14 protein-coding genes are annotated in these 13,563 nt (G+C 63.2%); 12 read left to right on the top strand and 2 right to left on the bottom strand.

Features of this window, described 5'->3' with window-relative positions:
- Position 1 precedes the first annotated feature (1 nt).
- From BUC24_RS11910 to BUC24_RS11965, 12 genes are all read left to right on the top strand, one after another.
- Positions 2-598: an acyltransferase gene (locus tag BUC24_RS11910; RefSeq protein WP_073216097.1), complete on the top strand. Its 597-nt coding sequence runs from the start codon at positions 2-4 to the stop codon at positions 596-598.
- Between the two features lie 19 nt (positions 599-617).
- Positions 618-1,748: a DegT/DnrJ/EryC1/StrS family aminotransferase gene (locus BUC24_RS11915; protein WP_073216100.1), complete on the top strand. Its 1,131-nt coding sequence runs from the start codon at positions 618-620 to the stop codon at positions 1,746-1,748.
- Between the two features lie 16 nt (positions 1,749-1,764).
- The gene (locus BUC24_RS11920) at positions 1,765-3,015 is read left to right on the top strand and encodes a lipopolysaccharide biosynthesis protein (RefSeq protein WP_073216104.1); all 1,251 of its coding nucleotides are present in this window, start codon (positions 1,765-1,767) and stop codon (positions 3,013-3,015) included.
- The gene (locus tag BUC24_RS11925) at positions 3,012-4,280 is read left to right on the top strand and encodes a hypothetical protein (protein ID WP_229448184.1); all 1,269 of its coding nucleotides are present in this window, start codon (positions 3,012-3,014) and stop codon (positions 4,278-4,280) included. The genes BUC24_RS11920 and BUC24_RS11925 overlap by 4 nt, the downstream gene beginning before the upstream one ends.
- On the top strand, positions 4,186-5,304 hold the full coding sequence (locus BUC24_RS11930) for a glycosyltransferase family 4 protein (RefSeq protein ID WP_073219993.1): 1,119 nt from the start codon (positions 4,186-4,188) through the stop codon (positions 5,302-5,304). The genes BUC24_RS11925 and BUC24_RS11930 overlap by 95 nt, the downstream gene beginning before the upstream one ends.
- A gap of 128 nt (positions 5,305-5,432) precedes the next feature.
- Positions 5,433-6,125: a hypothetical protein gene (locus tag BUC24_RS11935; RefSeq protein ID WP_073216107.1), complete on the top strand. Its 693-nt coding sequence runs from the start codon at positions 5,433-5,435 to the stop codon at positions 6,123-6,125.
- On the top strand, positions 6,122-6,895 hold the full coding sequence (locus BUC24_RS11940) for a polysaccharide deacetylase family protein (RefSeq protein ID WP_073216110.1): 774 nt from the start codon (positions 6,122-6,124) through the stop codon (positions 6,893-6,895). The genes BUC24_RS11935 and BUC24_RS11940 overlap by 4 nt, the downstream gene beginning before the upstream one ends.
- A gap of 24 nt (positions 6,896-6,919) precedes the next feature.
- Complete coding sequence (locus BUC24_RS11945; protein ID WP_073216115.1) at positions 6,920-8,149, top strand: glycosyltransferase family 4 protein; 1,230 nt, start codon at positions 6,920-6,922, stop codon at positions 8,147-8,149.
- Positions 8,150-8,174: 25 nt separating this feature from the next.
- Positions 8,175-9,356, top strand: coding sequence for a DegT/DnrJ/EryC1/StrS family aminotransferase (locus BUC24_RS11950; RefSeq protein WP_073219998.1), 1,182 nt, complete (start codon positions 8,175-8,177; stop codon positions 9,354-9,356).
- Positions 9,353-9,940 carry a sugar transferase gene (locus BUC24_RS11955; protein ID WP_073216119.1) on the top strand — a complete coding sequence of 196 codons (588 nt, stop codon included), beginning with the start codon at positions 9,353-9,355 and terminating at the stop codon, positions 9,938-9,940. Before BUC24_RS11950 ends, BUC24_RS11955 begins: the two co-directional genes overlap by 4 nt.
- Positions 9,941-9,942: 2 nt before the next feature.
- The gene (locus BUC24_RS11960; protein ID WP_143167497.1) at positions 9,943-10,545 is read left to right on the top strand and encodes a hypothetical protein; all 603 of its coding nucleotides are present in this window, start codon (positions 9,943-9,945) and stop codon (positions 10,543-10,545) included.
- A gap of 16 nt (positions 10,546-10,561) precedes the next feature.
- On the top strand, positions 10,562-11,728 hold the full coding sequence (locus BUC24_RS11965; protein WP_073216126.1) for an acyltransferase family protein: 1,167 nt from the start codon (positions 10,562-10,564) through the stop codon (positions 11,726-11,728).
- Here BUC24_RS11965 and BUC24_RS11970 read toward each other — a convergent pair.
- Together BUC24_RS11970 and BUC24_RS11975 are read right to left on the bottom strand one after the other, a co-directional pair.
- Positions 11,704-12,420, bottom strand: coding sequence for a class I SAM-dependent methyltransferase (locus tag BUC24_RS11970; protein ID WP_073216129.1), 717 nt, complete (start codon positions 12,418-12,420; stop codon positions 11,704-11,706). The two genes, BUC24_RS11965 and BUC24_RS11970, sit on opposite strands and share 25 nt — an antisense overlap.
- Positions 12,421-12,470: 50 nt before the next feature.
- Entirely contained in the window at positions 12,471-13,559 is a 1,089-nt protein-coding gene (locus tag BUC24_RS11975; protein ID WP_083598888.1) for a DUF1565 domain-containing protein, read from the bottom strand.
- Between the last annotated feature and the right edge of the window lie 4 nt (positions 13,560-13,563).

Below are 13,563 nucleotides of genomic sequence, written 5' to 3' on the forward strand. Positions count from 1 at the left end.
GATGAGTGACCAGCCAATTCACGCCAGTGCCATCGTTGACGCCGGCGCCACGCTCGGGGACGGCACCCGGGTCTGGCATTTTTCGCACGTGTGCGGCGGCGCGCGCATCGGCGCCGGCTGTTCGCTGGGACAGAATGTCTTTATCGGAAACGACGTGCTGGTCGGCGACCGCGTCAAAATCCAGAACAACGTCTCCGTGTACGACGCTGTCACGATCGAAGATGACGTCTTTTGCGGCCCCAGCATGGTGTTTACCAACGTCTGGAATCCGCGCGCCGCCGTGGTACGCAAGGACCAGTACCGGCGCACCCTGATCCAGCGCGGCGCCACCATTGGCGCCAACGCCACCATCGTATGCGGCGTCACGGTCGGCCGCTACGCCTTCATTGCAGCCGGTGCGGTGGTCACGCGCGATGTACCGGCCTTTGCCCTGATGGCAGGCGTGCCGGCGCGCCAGACCGGCTGGATGAGCCGCCATGGCGAGCGCCTGGCACTGGGCGTGGGCTCGACCGGCAAGGCCGCCTGTCCCCATACCGGCGACATCTACACCGTGCGTGACGGCAGCTGCACGCTTGACAACGGCCCCGCCCACACCTGACCTGACAAGGAGACAGCTCATGGATTTTGTCGACCTCAAATCGCAGTATCAAGCCTTGCGCACGCATATCGACAGCCGCATTCAGGCCGTTCTCGATCACGGCCAGTACATCATGGGCCCGGAAGTGGGGCAGCTCGAGCAGCGCCTGGCCGCCTACACTGGCGCGCGTCATTGCATCACCGTGTCGTCCGGTACCGAGGCGCTCCTGATTTCACTGATGGCGCTGGGGATCGGCCGCGGCGACGAAGTCATCACAACGCCGTTTTCGTTCATTGCCACGGCCGAAGCCATCGTGCTGCTGGGCGCCACGCCAGTCTTTGCCGATATCGACCGAGCCACCTGCAATCTCGATCCGGCCCTGGTCGAGGAGCGGATCACGTCGCGTACGCGGGCCATCATGCCGGTGTCGCTATACGGTCAGCCGGCCGACATGGACGCCATCAATGCCATCGCGTTCCGGCACGGCCTGCATGTCATCGAAGACGCCGCGCAGAGCTTTGGCGCCACTTACCAGGGTAAGCACAGCTGCAACCTGTCGCACATCGGCTGCACCAGCTTTTTCCCCAGCAAACCGCTGGGTTGCTACGGCGACGGCGGCGCCATTTTCACCAGCGACGACGCACTGGCCACGGCCATGCGCGAAATCCGCGTGCACGGCCAGTCGCGCCGCTACGTGCACACCCGGGTCGGTGTGGGCGGGCGCATGGACACGCTGCAGTGTGCAATCGTGCTCGCAAAAATGGAGTGCTTCGACTGGGAGCTGGCCCGGCGCGCACACATCGCCGCCACCTACGACGCCCTGTTCTCCGGCAAAATCGGCCTGGTCACGCGCATGCGCGAACGCACCAGCGCGCTGGCCCAGTACACGGTCGTGCTGGAAGAGCGCGACCGCATCCAGGCTGTCCTGCACGCGGCCGGCATTCCCACCGCCGTGCACTATCCAGTGCCCATGCATATGCAGCCTGCCTACGCCCACTTGTGTCAGCCGGACGACGCGCCCGTGGCCATGGCCATGGCCGGCAAGGTGTTAAGCCTGCCGCTGGGCCCCTATATGGATCCCGGTTCGGTCCAGGAAGTGGGCGAAACGCTGCTGCGCGCCGTTGGCGAAAGCGTGCCCGGGTCCGACGAACAGATCATGGCACTGCTGTAGTCCACACGGGCGCGTCATGAGTCTGCATGTGCCGACCTACTGGAAGCACGTCATCACGGTGCTGGGCGGCGCGCTGGGCGCGCAGGCGCTGCCTTTGCTGGCGGCGCCCCTGATCACCCGCCTTTGCTCGCCAGCCGAGATGGGCGCCTTCATGGTCTGGTTCGGGATCGTCGCCGTTGCCGCCATTGGCGCGACGCTGCGCCTGGAGGCCGCCATGATTCTGGACCATGGCAGCGAACATCAGGCCACCTGCTTCAATGTCGTGGCCTGGTCAGCCACTGTCACCGCCGTGCTGGTGACGCTGGGCGTGATGGTGGCGCGCGCGTTGGGCTGGCGCATGGTTGCCAGCCTGTCGTGGGGCGCCTTGCTGACACTGGGCCTGGGCACCTGGCTGACTGCCTACATGCAGACCACACTGGCCTACGCCACGTCGCGCAACGCCTTTGGCACGGCAGCGCGGGCCAAAATTCTGGGCGCGGGCAGCATCGCCCTGTCCCAGGTGGCATTGCTATGGGCCGGTGCAGGAAGCAACGCGCTGCTGGGCGGGCATCTGGCCGGCCTGACGGTGGGACTGGCTGCAGCGACCGTGCTGCTGCAACCGCCGCGGCCGCGCCTGTCCCTGCGCCCCACTGCCGCCATGCGCCAGTATTTGCACCGGCACCGCGCCTTCTGGCGCTTCTCGCTGCCCTCCAACCTGCTCAATGTGGTGGTCGGCCAGCTGCCGCTGCTGATGATTGGCGCGCGCTACGGTGCGCTGGCCGCTGGCCTGTTCGCACTGACCCAGCGGGTGCTGTCGGCACCGGTGGCGCTGCTGGCGTCGTCGGTGCTGGAAGTGTTCAAGCGCCAGTCGGTGCACGACTTCCAGACCCACGGCAACTGCCGCGAAGCTTACCGCTACACCTTCAAGGCGCTGGCCCTGCTTGGCATCGGCCCCTCGCTGGTCCTGCTGCTGTTCTCACCGCAGCTGTTTGGCTGGGTGTTCGGTGCCAACTGGCGCGCTGCGGGCGAGATGGCGCAGATCCTGGCGCCGCTGTACTTCCTGAACTTCATTGCCAGTCCCCTCAGCTATGTCTTCTTCGTGGCGGGCAAGCAGAAAATGGATCTGATCTGGCAGATCGCGCTGTGCAGCATGACGCTGGGCGTCTTTCTGGCGCCCGGCACCTTGCAGCAAAGCCTGGCCCGCTATGCCATCGGCTACTCGTTGCTGTACCTGGTGTACCTGCACATGTCCTGGCAGTGTTCCCAGAACCGGACGGCGGCGGCATGAAACGCTGGCTGCGCAGCTTTACCTGGTCCGGCCACTCGGTCGGCATGCTGGCGTTTCTTGCCTTGTTCCCGGGCTTCTTCTTCTATCACACCCTGCTCGGGCTTGGACTGATGAGCGCGGTGCTGGGCGGCTACTTCGCCCCGGCTTCATTGCTGTTTGCGCCACCGCTGCTGTTCTTCTACGCCTACACGATACGGCGCCGCGCGGGCCAGCTGGGACGGCCGGACGTGCTGTTCCTGCTTTACATTGCCTACTTTTCCATCGTGATCGGCATTCACGCCGCAGTTGGCGCCAATCCCGTCATTATTGGCAACCATCTGCTGGGCATCCTGTTTACCGTCAATCTGTTCCTGATGTTCCGGCTGACGGACTTCGGCAGTGCGGCTTTCCGGGTGATCTGTCTGGCCACCATTGCCGCCATGTCGGCCATCGTGTTTGCGTATTCGGTCGATGGCTCGTTTTATCTCGCGCCGCTGGGTACGGCCAAAAATCCCGAGAGCCTGGCGACGTACCAGGGCTTCTCGCGCTCTTACCTGCTCACGTTTATCGTCGCTGTCTGCTTCAGCCGCGCCTTGGCCCTGCGCGTTCTGCTGTATTGCGTGGCCGCGCCAACCTTGTTCGTCAATACCGCGCGCAGCGAGTTTGTTGCCATGCTGTTCGTGGTGCCGATCATCGAACTGTATTACTCCCAACGCAAAGTGCTGATGGCCAGCGTGATCGGCGTGCTGTGCTTGCTCGTGTATATCAACCTTGACCAGATTCTGGCACTGCTGCCAAGCAACCGGATCCTGGAGCTGCTTGACTTGTCACAATCGACGTCGGCCAACAAGCGCCATCATCTGACGATGTACGCAATGAACACCATCGCGCAGTTTCCGGTATTCGGGGATTACGCCAGCTACAACCCGGGGTTCTATTCGCACAATGTGCTGTCGGCGTGGGTGGATACGGGCTTGTTCGGCTTTCTGTTCGTGCTGGCCATCCTGGTGCTGCCGATTCTGCAGATGCTCTTGCGCGGCTACTTTCTGCCGTCGCACAGCAGCAGCTTCATCTTGCCGTTCGTGCTTGCATGCAGCACCTTGCTGCTGTTGGCTACCTCCCACTATTTCACCGACATGGTGATAGGCGCGGCGCTTGGATCGTATTCACGCTACCGGTATGGAAGAAAACATGCGACGCATCGCTCATCTGACGTCAGCCCACCCGCGCTACGACACGCGCATTTTCATCAAGCAGTGCCAGACGCTCGCGCAGCAGGACTATGACGTCACGCTGGTGGTGGCCGACGGACTGGGCGATGCGCACGAAGCGGGCGTGCGCATCGTCGACGCCGGAAAGCTGGCAGGCCGCGTGCAGCGCATGGTGCGCAGCACGCGGCGCGTGCTGGCCCAGGCCTGCCAGATTGATGCCAGCATTTACCACCTGCACGACCCGGAGTTGATTCCGGCCGGCCTGCAGCTCAAGCGCATGGGAAAAACCGTCATTTTCGACGCGCACGAGGACGTGCCGATGCAACTGCTGTCCAAGCCCTATCTGAACCGTCCGCTGCGCCACCTCGCGTCGCGCGCCTTTACTACCTACGAGGCGTACGCCTGCCGTCAGTTCGACGGCATTATTGCGGCCACGCCTTTCATTGCCGAGAAATTCAGGCAGATCAACCCGCGCACCGTTGCCGTCAATAATTTTCCGCTGCTCGCTGAATTTGACGCGGCAGCCCCATGGGAAGGCAAGCAGCGCCGTGCCTGCTACGTTGGCAGCATTGCGGCCGTGCGCGGCATCCGCGAACTGGTGCGTGCATTTGCCTTGCTGCGCTGTGGCGCGCGCCTGGCGCTGGCGGGCCAGTTTTCCGAGCCCGCGCTGGAAGCGGAGGTGCGCAACTACCATGGCTGGAACAAGGTGGACAGCCTGGGACAGCAGAACCGCGCCGGGGTGCGGGCCGTCATGGCGGGCGCAATGGCGGGCCTGGTCACGCTGCATCCGGAGCGCAATTATCTCGATGCACTGCCCGTCAAAATGTTCGAATACATGGCCGCCGGCATCCCCGTGATTGCGTCCGATTTTCCTTTATGGCGCGCCATTGTCGATCGCAGTGGCTGCGGCCTGTGCGTCGACCCGCTCGATCCGGTGGCCATTGCCGGCGCGCTCGATCAATTGATCACCCAACCTGAACTGGCGCGCGCAATGGGACAGAACGGACGGCGCGCCATTCTCGACACCTATAACTGGGCGACGGAATCGGTCAAGTTGCTCGCGTTCTATGCCCAACTGCGCGCGCAGGCGCCTGGCTGATCAAGAACAAGACAAGGCCAATCGCCGGGATCGATTTAAGCAAATTCAATAGCGCCGCAAGCCACGCCGCTACAGTCAACAGAACCACCCGCGCAAAGCAAGTCCACATTACCGTGATGCCCCACACCATGAACCCATTGCTGCAGCATGTGACAACCCTCAGAACGCTGCTGCGGATGCCAGCCGCATTCTTGCGTTTCAATGCCGCGATCGAGCCTGTGAATGTCGCCTCCACCTACCGCTACTACACCAAGCCCCATCCGAAATACAAGCTCATCCAGCACAAAAGCTGGGGCGCAGCACTGATCGATGTGCGCCAGTACTGCTCGCGCGATGGCTATCTCGATTGCATCAAAGGAAAAAACTGCGGCGCCTACCATGCGCGGCGCGCCCGCAACCGGGGCTATGTCACGGCCCTTATCGACCGCAATGCGCATGTGGACGCCATCCATGCCATCAATACCTCGGTGGGGCAGCGACAGGGCCGGCCGATGGACCGCAGCTACCAGGAAAAGCAGACGCGCTTTGACGTGCTGAGGAACTTCCATTACTACGGCGTGCTTGATCCGGACGGCAAACTGGTGGCCTACGCCAACATCGGCCGTTACGGCAACTTCAGTGCATTCTCGCATCTGATTGGCTATCGCAACAACGACGGCATCATGCACTTGATGGTGTGCGACATCGTCAGCCGCCTGATCGACGAGGGCGAGGTCGACTACGTGATGTACGACACCTTTTTCGGCGCCCTGCCCGGCATGCGGCAATTCAAAACCATCCTCGGCTTTCAGCCGTATCGCGCGCGTTACAGCATCCAATGAAAAAACTGATCAACCGCATGTACAGCGACTACCTCATGCCGTCCCGGCTCGGTTACTACGACACGCTGGTGCGCACGGCCAAAGAGCGCGGCTACGACCAGCTGTCGCTGCGCGAATTCCTGTGCCCGCCGCCAGCGGAAGGACGTGGCCTGAGCCTGGTTCACCGGCACGATATCGACAGCGATGTGCGCACGGCCGCCAAGATGTTTGCCATCGAAGTCAGACACGGCATTACAGCCAGCTACTACTTCCGGCTGTCGACCCTCGATTTCGGCTTGATGCGCGAGATCGACGCCTACGGCAGCGAAGCGAGCTACCACTTTGAAGAAGTCGCCGATTTTGCCAAGCGCCACCATATTCACGACCCGGATGTCTTGCGCAGCCGCTTTCCGGCCATCCGGGTGCAGTTCCGGCAGAACTTGCAGCGCATCGAGCGCACCCTCAAGCGCAAGCTGGTCACTGTGGCCAGCCATGGCGATTTTGCCAACCGGCGCCTGGCGGTGATCAACAACGAGATCTTGCTTGACCCCGAATTTCGCGCGCGTTGCGGCATTGCCTGCGAGGCCTACGACGACGACTTGCTGCGCCAGTTCGATGTGTCCATCAGCGACCGCCCTCACCCGGTCTATTTCCACCCGCTCGACCCGCTGGCGGCACTGGGCCGCTACCGCAGCATCTGCCTGCTGACCCACCCGGTGCAATGGGAAACCAACTGGCGCGAAAGTACCCGTTGCAATGTCAGGCGTCTGGTTGAAGGTCTGGCCTGGTAGCGGCGCGCCCAACAAGGAGCCATTGTGAACATCCTGCTGATCAACCACTACGCCGGGTCCCTGCGCCATGGCATGGAATACCGGCCCTTCTATCTGGCCAGGGAATGGGTCAGGCTGGGGCACCGGGTCCGCATCATTGCCTCTGCCCAGTCGCACATCCGTGCCCAGGCGCCGCACCTGCACGGCAAGGCGCAGCTCGATGAAGTGATCGACGGTGTGGAGTACCAATGGATCGCCACGCCGGCTTATCGCGGCAACGGTGCTGCGCGCGTGATCAACATGCTGGCGTTTGTGACCCAGTTGTACCGTCAGGCCGGCCAGCTGGCGCAGCAGCTTGGTGCCGATGTGGTGATTGCCTCAAGTACCTACCCGCTCGACATCTGGCCGGCGCACCGGATCGCGCGCATGAGCGGCGCGCGCCTGCTGTTCGAGCTGCACGACCTGTGGCCCTTGTCCCCCATGGAACTGGGCGGCTATTCGCGCTGGCATCCGTTCATCATGTTGCTGCAGGCTGCGGAAAATTTTGCTTGCCGCCACGCGGACGCGATTGTGTCGATCTTGCCCAAAGTGCGCGACCACCTGGAGGCGCACGGCATGGCGCCGCATAAATTGCATATTGTGCCCAACGGCGCCGACCCGGCCGAATGGCTGGCCGACGATGGCCCGTTGCCGGGCCTGGCTGGCGCGCGGCTGGACGCCCTGCGGCGCCAGGGCAAGTTTATTGTTGGCTATGCGGGCACCCATGGCATTGCCAATGCGCTGGACACCCTGCTGGGGGCGGCCAGCCTGGTGGGTGATGAGCGGCTGGCCTTTGTGCTGGTGGGCGGCGGCCCCGTGAAAACCGCCTTGCAGCAAATGGCGCGCCATATGCGCCTGACCAACGTCCACTTCTTTGACCCGGTGCCAAAGCAGCAGGTTCCCGCCCTGCTGCGCAGCTTTGACGTGGCCTACATCGGCTGGCAGCGGCAGCGCCTGTACCGCTTTGGCATTGCGCCCAACAAACTGATTGATTACATGATGGCGGGCTGCGCCATCCTTCATTCGGTCGATGCCGGCAACGATCCAGTGGCCGAGGCCGGCTGCGGCCTGACCGTCGCCCCCCAGGATCCCGCCGCCGTGGCGCGCGGTCTGCTGGCCCTGTTCATGTTGTCGCCGCCCGAGCGCGCCGCACTCGGTGAACGGGGGCGCAACTACGCCATGACCCATCTGACCTATCCCGTGCTTGGCCGGCGCTTTTTGCAAGCCTGTGCCTGAAGACGCGACCACCCAAGGAGCGATCATGCCCGAAGACAGTACCAAATTGAACGAGGCCGTGCCCTTCCTGCCCTTTGCCTTGCCTGATATTGGCGAGGAAGAAATTGCCGCCGTCGTCGAGTGCCTGCGCTCGGGCTGGGTCACCACCGGGCCCAAGACGCGCCAGTTCGAGCAGGAATTTGGCGCCTACCTCGGTGCTGGCGTGGAAGCCATTGCGGTCAACTCCGCCACGGCCGGCCTGCATCTGGCGCTGGAAGCGCTGGGGATCGGGCCGGGCGATGAAGTGATCGTGCCGACGCTGACCTTCACCGCCACGGCCGAGGTGGTGCGGTATCTGGGCGCGCAACCGGTGTTTGTCGATACCGACGCGGCCACCCTCAATCTCGATCTGGCGGCAGTGGAAGCGGCAATCGGCCCGCGCACGCGTGCCATCATGCCCGTTCACTATGCCGGGCTGGCCTGCGAAATGGATGGCATCCTTGAACTGGCCAAAATTTACGGCTTGAAGGTCATCGAAGATGCGGCCCATGCCTTTCCGACCCGCTACAAGGGCAAGCTGGTCGGCACGCTCGACAGTGACGTGACGGTGTTCAGCTTTTACGCGAACAAGACCATGACCACCGGCGAAGGCGGCATGATCGTCACGCGCAACGCTGCGGTCGCCAGGCGCGTGCGCCTGATGCGCATCCACGGCATCAGCCAGGATGCCTTTCAGCGCTACACGGCACGCACGCCAGCCTGGTTCTACGAAGTGGTGGCAGCCGGCTTCAAATACAACCTGACCGACCTGGCCGCCGCTATGGGCATTGCTCAGCTATCGAAAATGGCGCGTTTCCTCACGCGCCGCCAATGCCTGGCGGCCGAGTACAACACCGCCCTGCGCGATCTGCCCCTGCGCTTGCCGGCCCTGCCCGTGGGCGACAGCACGCACGCCTGGCATTTGTACGTGGTGCGCCTGCGCGATGACGCCCCGATCGAGCGCGACGCGCTGATCGCCAGGCTGTCCGAGCGCGGCATCGGCACCAGCGTGCACTTCATTCCCCTGCACCGCCAACCCATCTGGCGCGACAGTTGCCAGCTGCGCCCGGAACAATTTCCAGCTGCCGAGGCGGCCTATCAGACCATGCTTTCCTTGCCGCTGTACACGAAGATGAGCGATGCGGACCAGCAGCGCACCATTGCCAACCTGAGGGAGTTACTGTTATGAACAAGCGCATTTTCGATTTCATTGCCTCCCTGCTTGGGGTCGTCCTGCTCTGCCCGCTGTTTCTGGCAGTGGCGCTGTGGATCAAACTCGATTCGCCGGGCCCGGTCTTTTTCCGGCAACAACGCGTGGGCAGAGATGGCACGCTCTTTAACATCATCAAGTTTCGCACCATGCAGGACGATGCGCACGAGACCCTGCTCACTGTCGGCCACGACCGCCGCATCACGCGCGCCGGGCGCTTTCTGCGGCGCCACAAGCTCGATGAGTTTCCGCAACTGTTCAATGTGATTGCCGGCAGCATGAGCCTGGTAGGGCCGCGCCCGGAAGTGCCGCGCTATGTTGACTGCTATCCAGCCGAGGTGCGCTCGGTCGTGTTGTCGGTGTCGCCGGGCATTACCGACTGGGCATCCATCTACTATAAAGAAGAAAATTCCTTGCTCGGCCGCGCCGCGGATCCAGAGCAGGCCTACCTCGACACGATTCTCCCTGCCAAGCTCAAGTACAACCTGCGCTATGTGCACGAGCGCAGTTTCTGGAACGACGTGCGCATCATCTTCACCACCCTCGCCACGCTGGTGCGCTAGCGATGCTCCCCTGTCGACGCTTGATCGAACTGGGCGACCTGAGCCTGACCCTGCCCACCGCCGCTGCCTTGCTGGCCGCCTTGCTGGCATCGCGATCCTGGCGCATGGCGTTTTGCTGGAGCGTGCTGTTTGCCAGCTGCGTGCTGCTGGTGGGCGCCAGCAAAATCGCGTTCATGGGCTGGGGCGCAGGCTGGCCCGCCGCCTGCTTCAAGGCGCTCAGCGGGCATGCTGCCGGTGTCACGGCCGTATTTCCCATGCTGTTTTTCCTGTTGCTGCATCACCAGGGAAGGCGTGCGGGCTGGTTTGGCCTGGCCCTGGGCCTGGTTCTGGGCGCGGTGGTGGCATGGTGGCTGGTGCAATTGCATGAGCACAGCGCGATGGAGGCAGTGGCTGGCTGGCTGGCGGGCGCACTGGTCAACCTGGGCGCCCTGCGCCTGGCCGGCGTGCCGCCGCCCCTGCAGCCGCTGCCGAGTGCGGCTGCCTTTCTGGCGGTCTTTCTGACCGGATCATGGCTGATGCAATGGGCACCAGTGGGTTACTGGATGATCCTGGCCGCCCGCTTCCTGTCCGGGAACCGGCATTTATTCTCGCTCGGCTATTTATAACGACAAGGAGATCGTGATGGCGTTGCAAGTCCCGCGGCTGCGTGTGATGCCGCATAGCCAATTGAGCGAAGATTCCTACCACTCGCTTCTGATCAGTCTGCTGCGCGGGATGGCCGCGCTGCAAGTGGCCGCTGCCCACCTGCGCGCGGAATTCATGCCCGGCCTGCGCGGCATGGAGCAGCCCGCCTTGTGGTATCAAGCGCTGGCCTTCGCCACCGGGTTTGCGCACCAGGCCGTGCTGGTCTTCTTTCTCATAAGCGGCTGGCTGGTGGGCGGCAGTCTGCTCAACAAGCGGGCTCAGGCAGATGCGGTCAAGCTGTACGCGATTGATCGCCTGACCCGGCTCTGGACGGTCTTGCTACCCACTTTCTTGCTGATCCTTGCATTCGGCATCCTGACCGGCAAGATCGACCCGCGCCAGGTCGACTTCGCACGCGAGAATGCCTACTCGGTGACCGCCCTCGCCGGCAATCTGCTGGCGCTGCAAACCATCAGCGTGCCCCAGTTTGGCGGCAACTATCCGCTCTGGAGCCTGGCCAACGAAGCCTGGTATTACCTGCTGTTTCCCTTGCTGCTGGCCTGCGCGGGCGGCAAGTACCGCGGCTGGGCCGCGCTGGCTCTGGCGCTGGCTGCCGTCTTGCTGCCGCTGCAGATCAGCTTGTACTTTTCGATCTGGTTGCTGGGCGCCGCCTGTTCGCGCCTGCGTCTGGTGTGCGGCGCGGGCACCCGCCTGGTCCTGCTGCTGCTGACCCTCGTTCTATCCGTGCATTTCCGGCTGACGGGTCGCAACGATGGGCTCGAACTCGACTCGTTTGTCCAGGACCTGACCCTGAGCGTGCCATTCATGCTGTTACTGTGCAGTACAGTGGTCAAGCCCAGTGGGGCCGTGCGCCTGGCGCCCGCGCGCCGTGTTGCCGATTTCTTTTCCAATTTTTCATTCACCCTGTATGTGGTGCACATACCCGTGCTGGGCCTGCTGGCCTGGCTGGGTGACACCTTGATCGGCCGCAGCCGGATGGACGCCAGCCATCCTGTCCAGCTGCTGGTATTTGCTGCCCTGCTCGCTGTGGTCGTGCTGTTTTCGTATGGCTTTTACTGCCTGTTCGAAGCGCGCACCCATCAGGTCAGGCGCTGGCTCAAACAGGCGCTGCTGGCGCCTCAGCCGGGCTTGCGTGCCATGTAAATAAAATGCGAACGCAGCACTGGGGCAAAGGTGACCAGAACCTCGCTCAGCAAGCGCGGCGCCCCAGCCAGGCGGCGCGCAATGGGCGGTGCCAGCAGCAGCGTCTGGTGGCGGCTGATTCGGCTGGGCCAGAACGATTGCAGCTGGCGCCAGTCCAGGCGCTGCACGTGTGGATTGCGGGGGTTGTTATAGCGGAAATCGAAGACCATGCACCAGCCACCGGGCATGACGGCACGCCACATTTCCGCCGCCAGGCGCGCGCGCTGCGCCGGCTCAAGAATGGACGAGAACACCGTGTTCGCCACGGCCAGCTCAAAACTATTGTCGGGGGCAAAATCAAGGTCGCCCAGGTGCCAGTGGACACCAGGCGCCGTGCGCAAACGCGCCTGGCTCAAGCGCTCCGGCTGGTATTCGGTCCCGGCCAGGCGATGCGGATCGGCACCCCAGTCGATGAGCTGGCGCAGAAAGCCGCCCGAGCCGCAACCCACATCGACGATCCGTGTTTGACTCAAATCGGGACCGAGGGTGTCGGCCAGCATGGCACCGGCCACCCGGTGCCGTGTATTGTCCTGTTCCATGATATCGGGACGGTGCCAAGCATAGGCGGCAATGCGCTCCTGTGCCAGCCAGTTGCGGTAGACGGCGCGGATGCGCTCCTGTTCCGAGGATGATGGGTCGGGCTGCGGGTCCATGCATCCATGGTAAAAGCGGCGCGCGCGCGTGCTTTGACTGAGCGCATCGCTTAGTGTTGGAATGCGCCAATATCCTTTGCTGCGGCGGCACGGCGCCCTTGACCGGCAAAATCGAGCGCTGGCGCATGCATGGGCGCTGCCTTGCCAATGGCGGGCGAGCCGGCCCGCAGGCGCAAATCCGGGCTGCCGGTCCTGCTGTAGCGAACGAAGCCGGGGTCCGCGCTGACCGAGCCAGTGGGCAGCAGGCCATTCTGCAAGCGGTAGTCGTCCAGCTCGTTACGGTAGACCAGATTGTTGATGTAACGATTTTCCTTGCCGGTGTCACCCAGTTCTGCAATGCCGGTCTGGTTGTCGAACACAATATTGTTGGCAACGACGGTGTGGTCGTTGGGTCCGGAGCGGAAGTAGTAATTGCCAGCACCGACGATGATGCCGGTGTGCGAGCCAGTGACGGTATTGTTGTTGATCGTGACCCGGGTGGCATCGTGCCAGAGATGGATACCCGCAGCGGCCACGCGATACACAATATTGTTGGTCACCGTGCCTGAAGTGCTCACATAGATGCCTTGCACGTAGGGACAGCCAGCAGGACCAATGTCGTGCACCAGATTGGCCACCACCTTGGCGTCGACGCCACGGTAGTAACTGTCGACCCCGATGGCCGAGCCGCCGGCACTGGTACATGGGACGTCGGTTGCAAGATGATGCACCCAATTATGTTGAATCAGGCCGTACGAGCCACCGTTATAGATGCCATGGGTCCATTTGACGCCGTTCTGTGGCAGGCGTCCGTCGATCTGAAAGCCGATAATATCGACATGGCTGCCACGGTTGTCCCATGCCGTGTCAGTGCGCGAAACCGGCGGCGGGACGATCTGGGCACCCCATTGCACGGTCGAGACAAAGGCAATGCGCGCCCCGGGCGCACCGCTCTGACTGGTACGAAATCCGCCAGCATAGCGGCCCGGCGCCACATGGATCGTGCTGCCCGGTCGGGCCAGGCCCCCCGCCCTGGCAATGGACTTGAATGGCGCCTGGCGCGTGCCGGCGTTGTTGTCGTTGCCTTCGGGGGCAACGTACAGCTGCGCCGGTGCCAGGTTCAGGGCGGCTGCGGCCAGGGCGAATAACAGGGTGGCCATGATG

Origin of the sequence: Massilia sp. CF038 (assembly GCF_900129765.1) — a bacterium.
GTDB lineage: Bacteria > Pseudomonadota > Gammaproteobacteria > Burkholderiales > Burkholderiaceae_D > Telluria_A.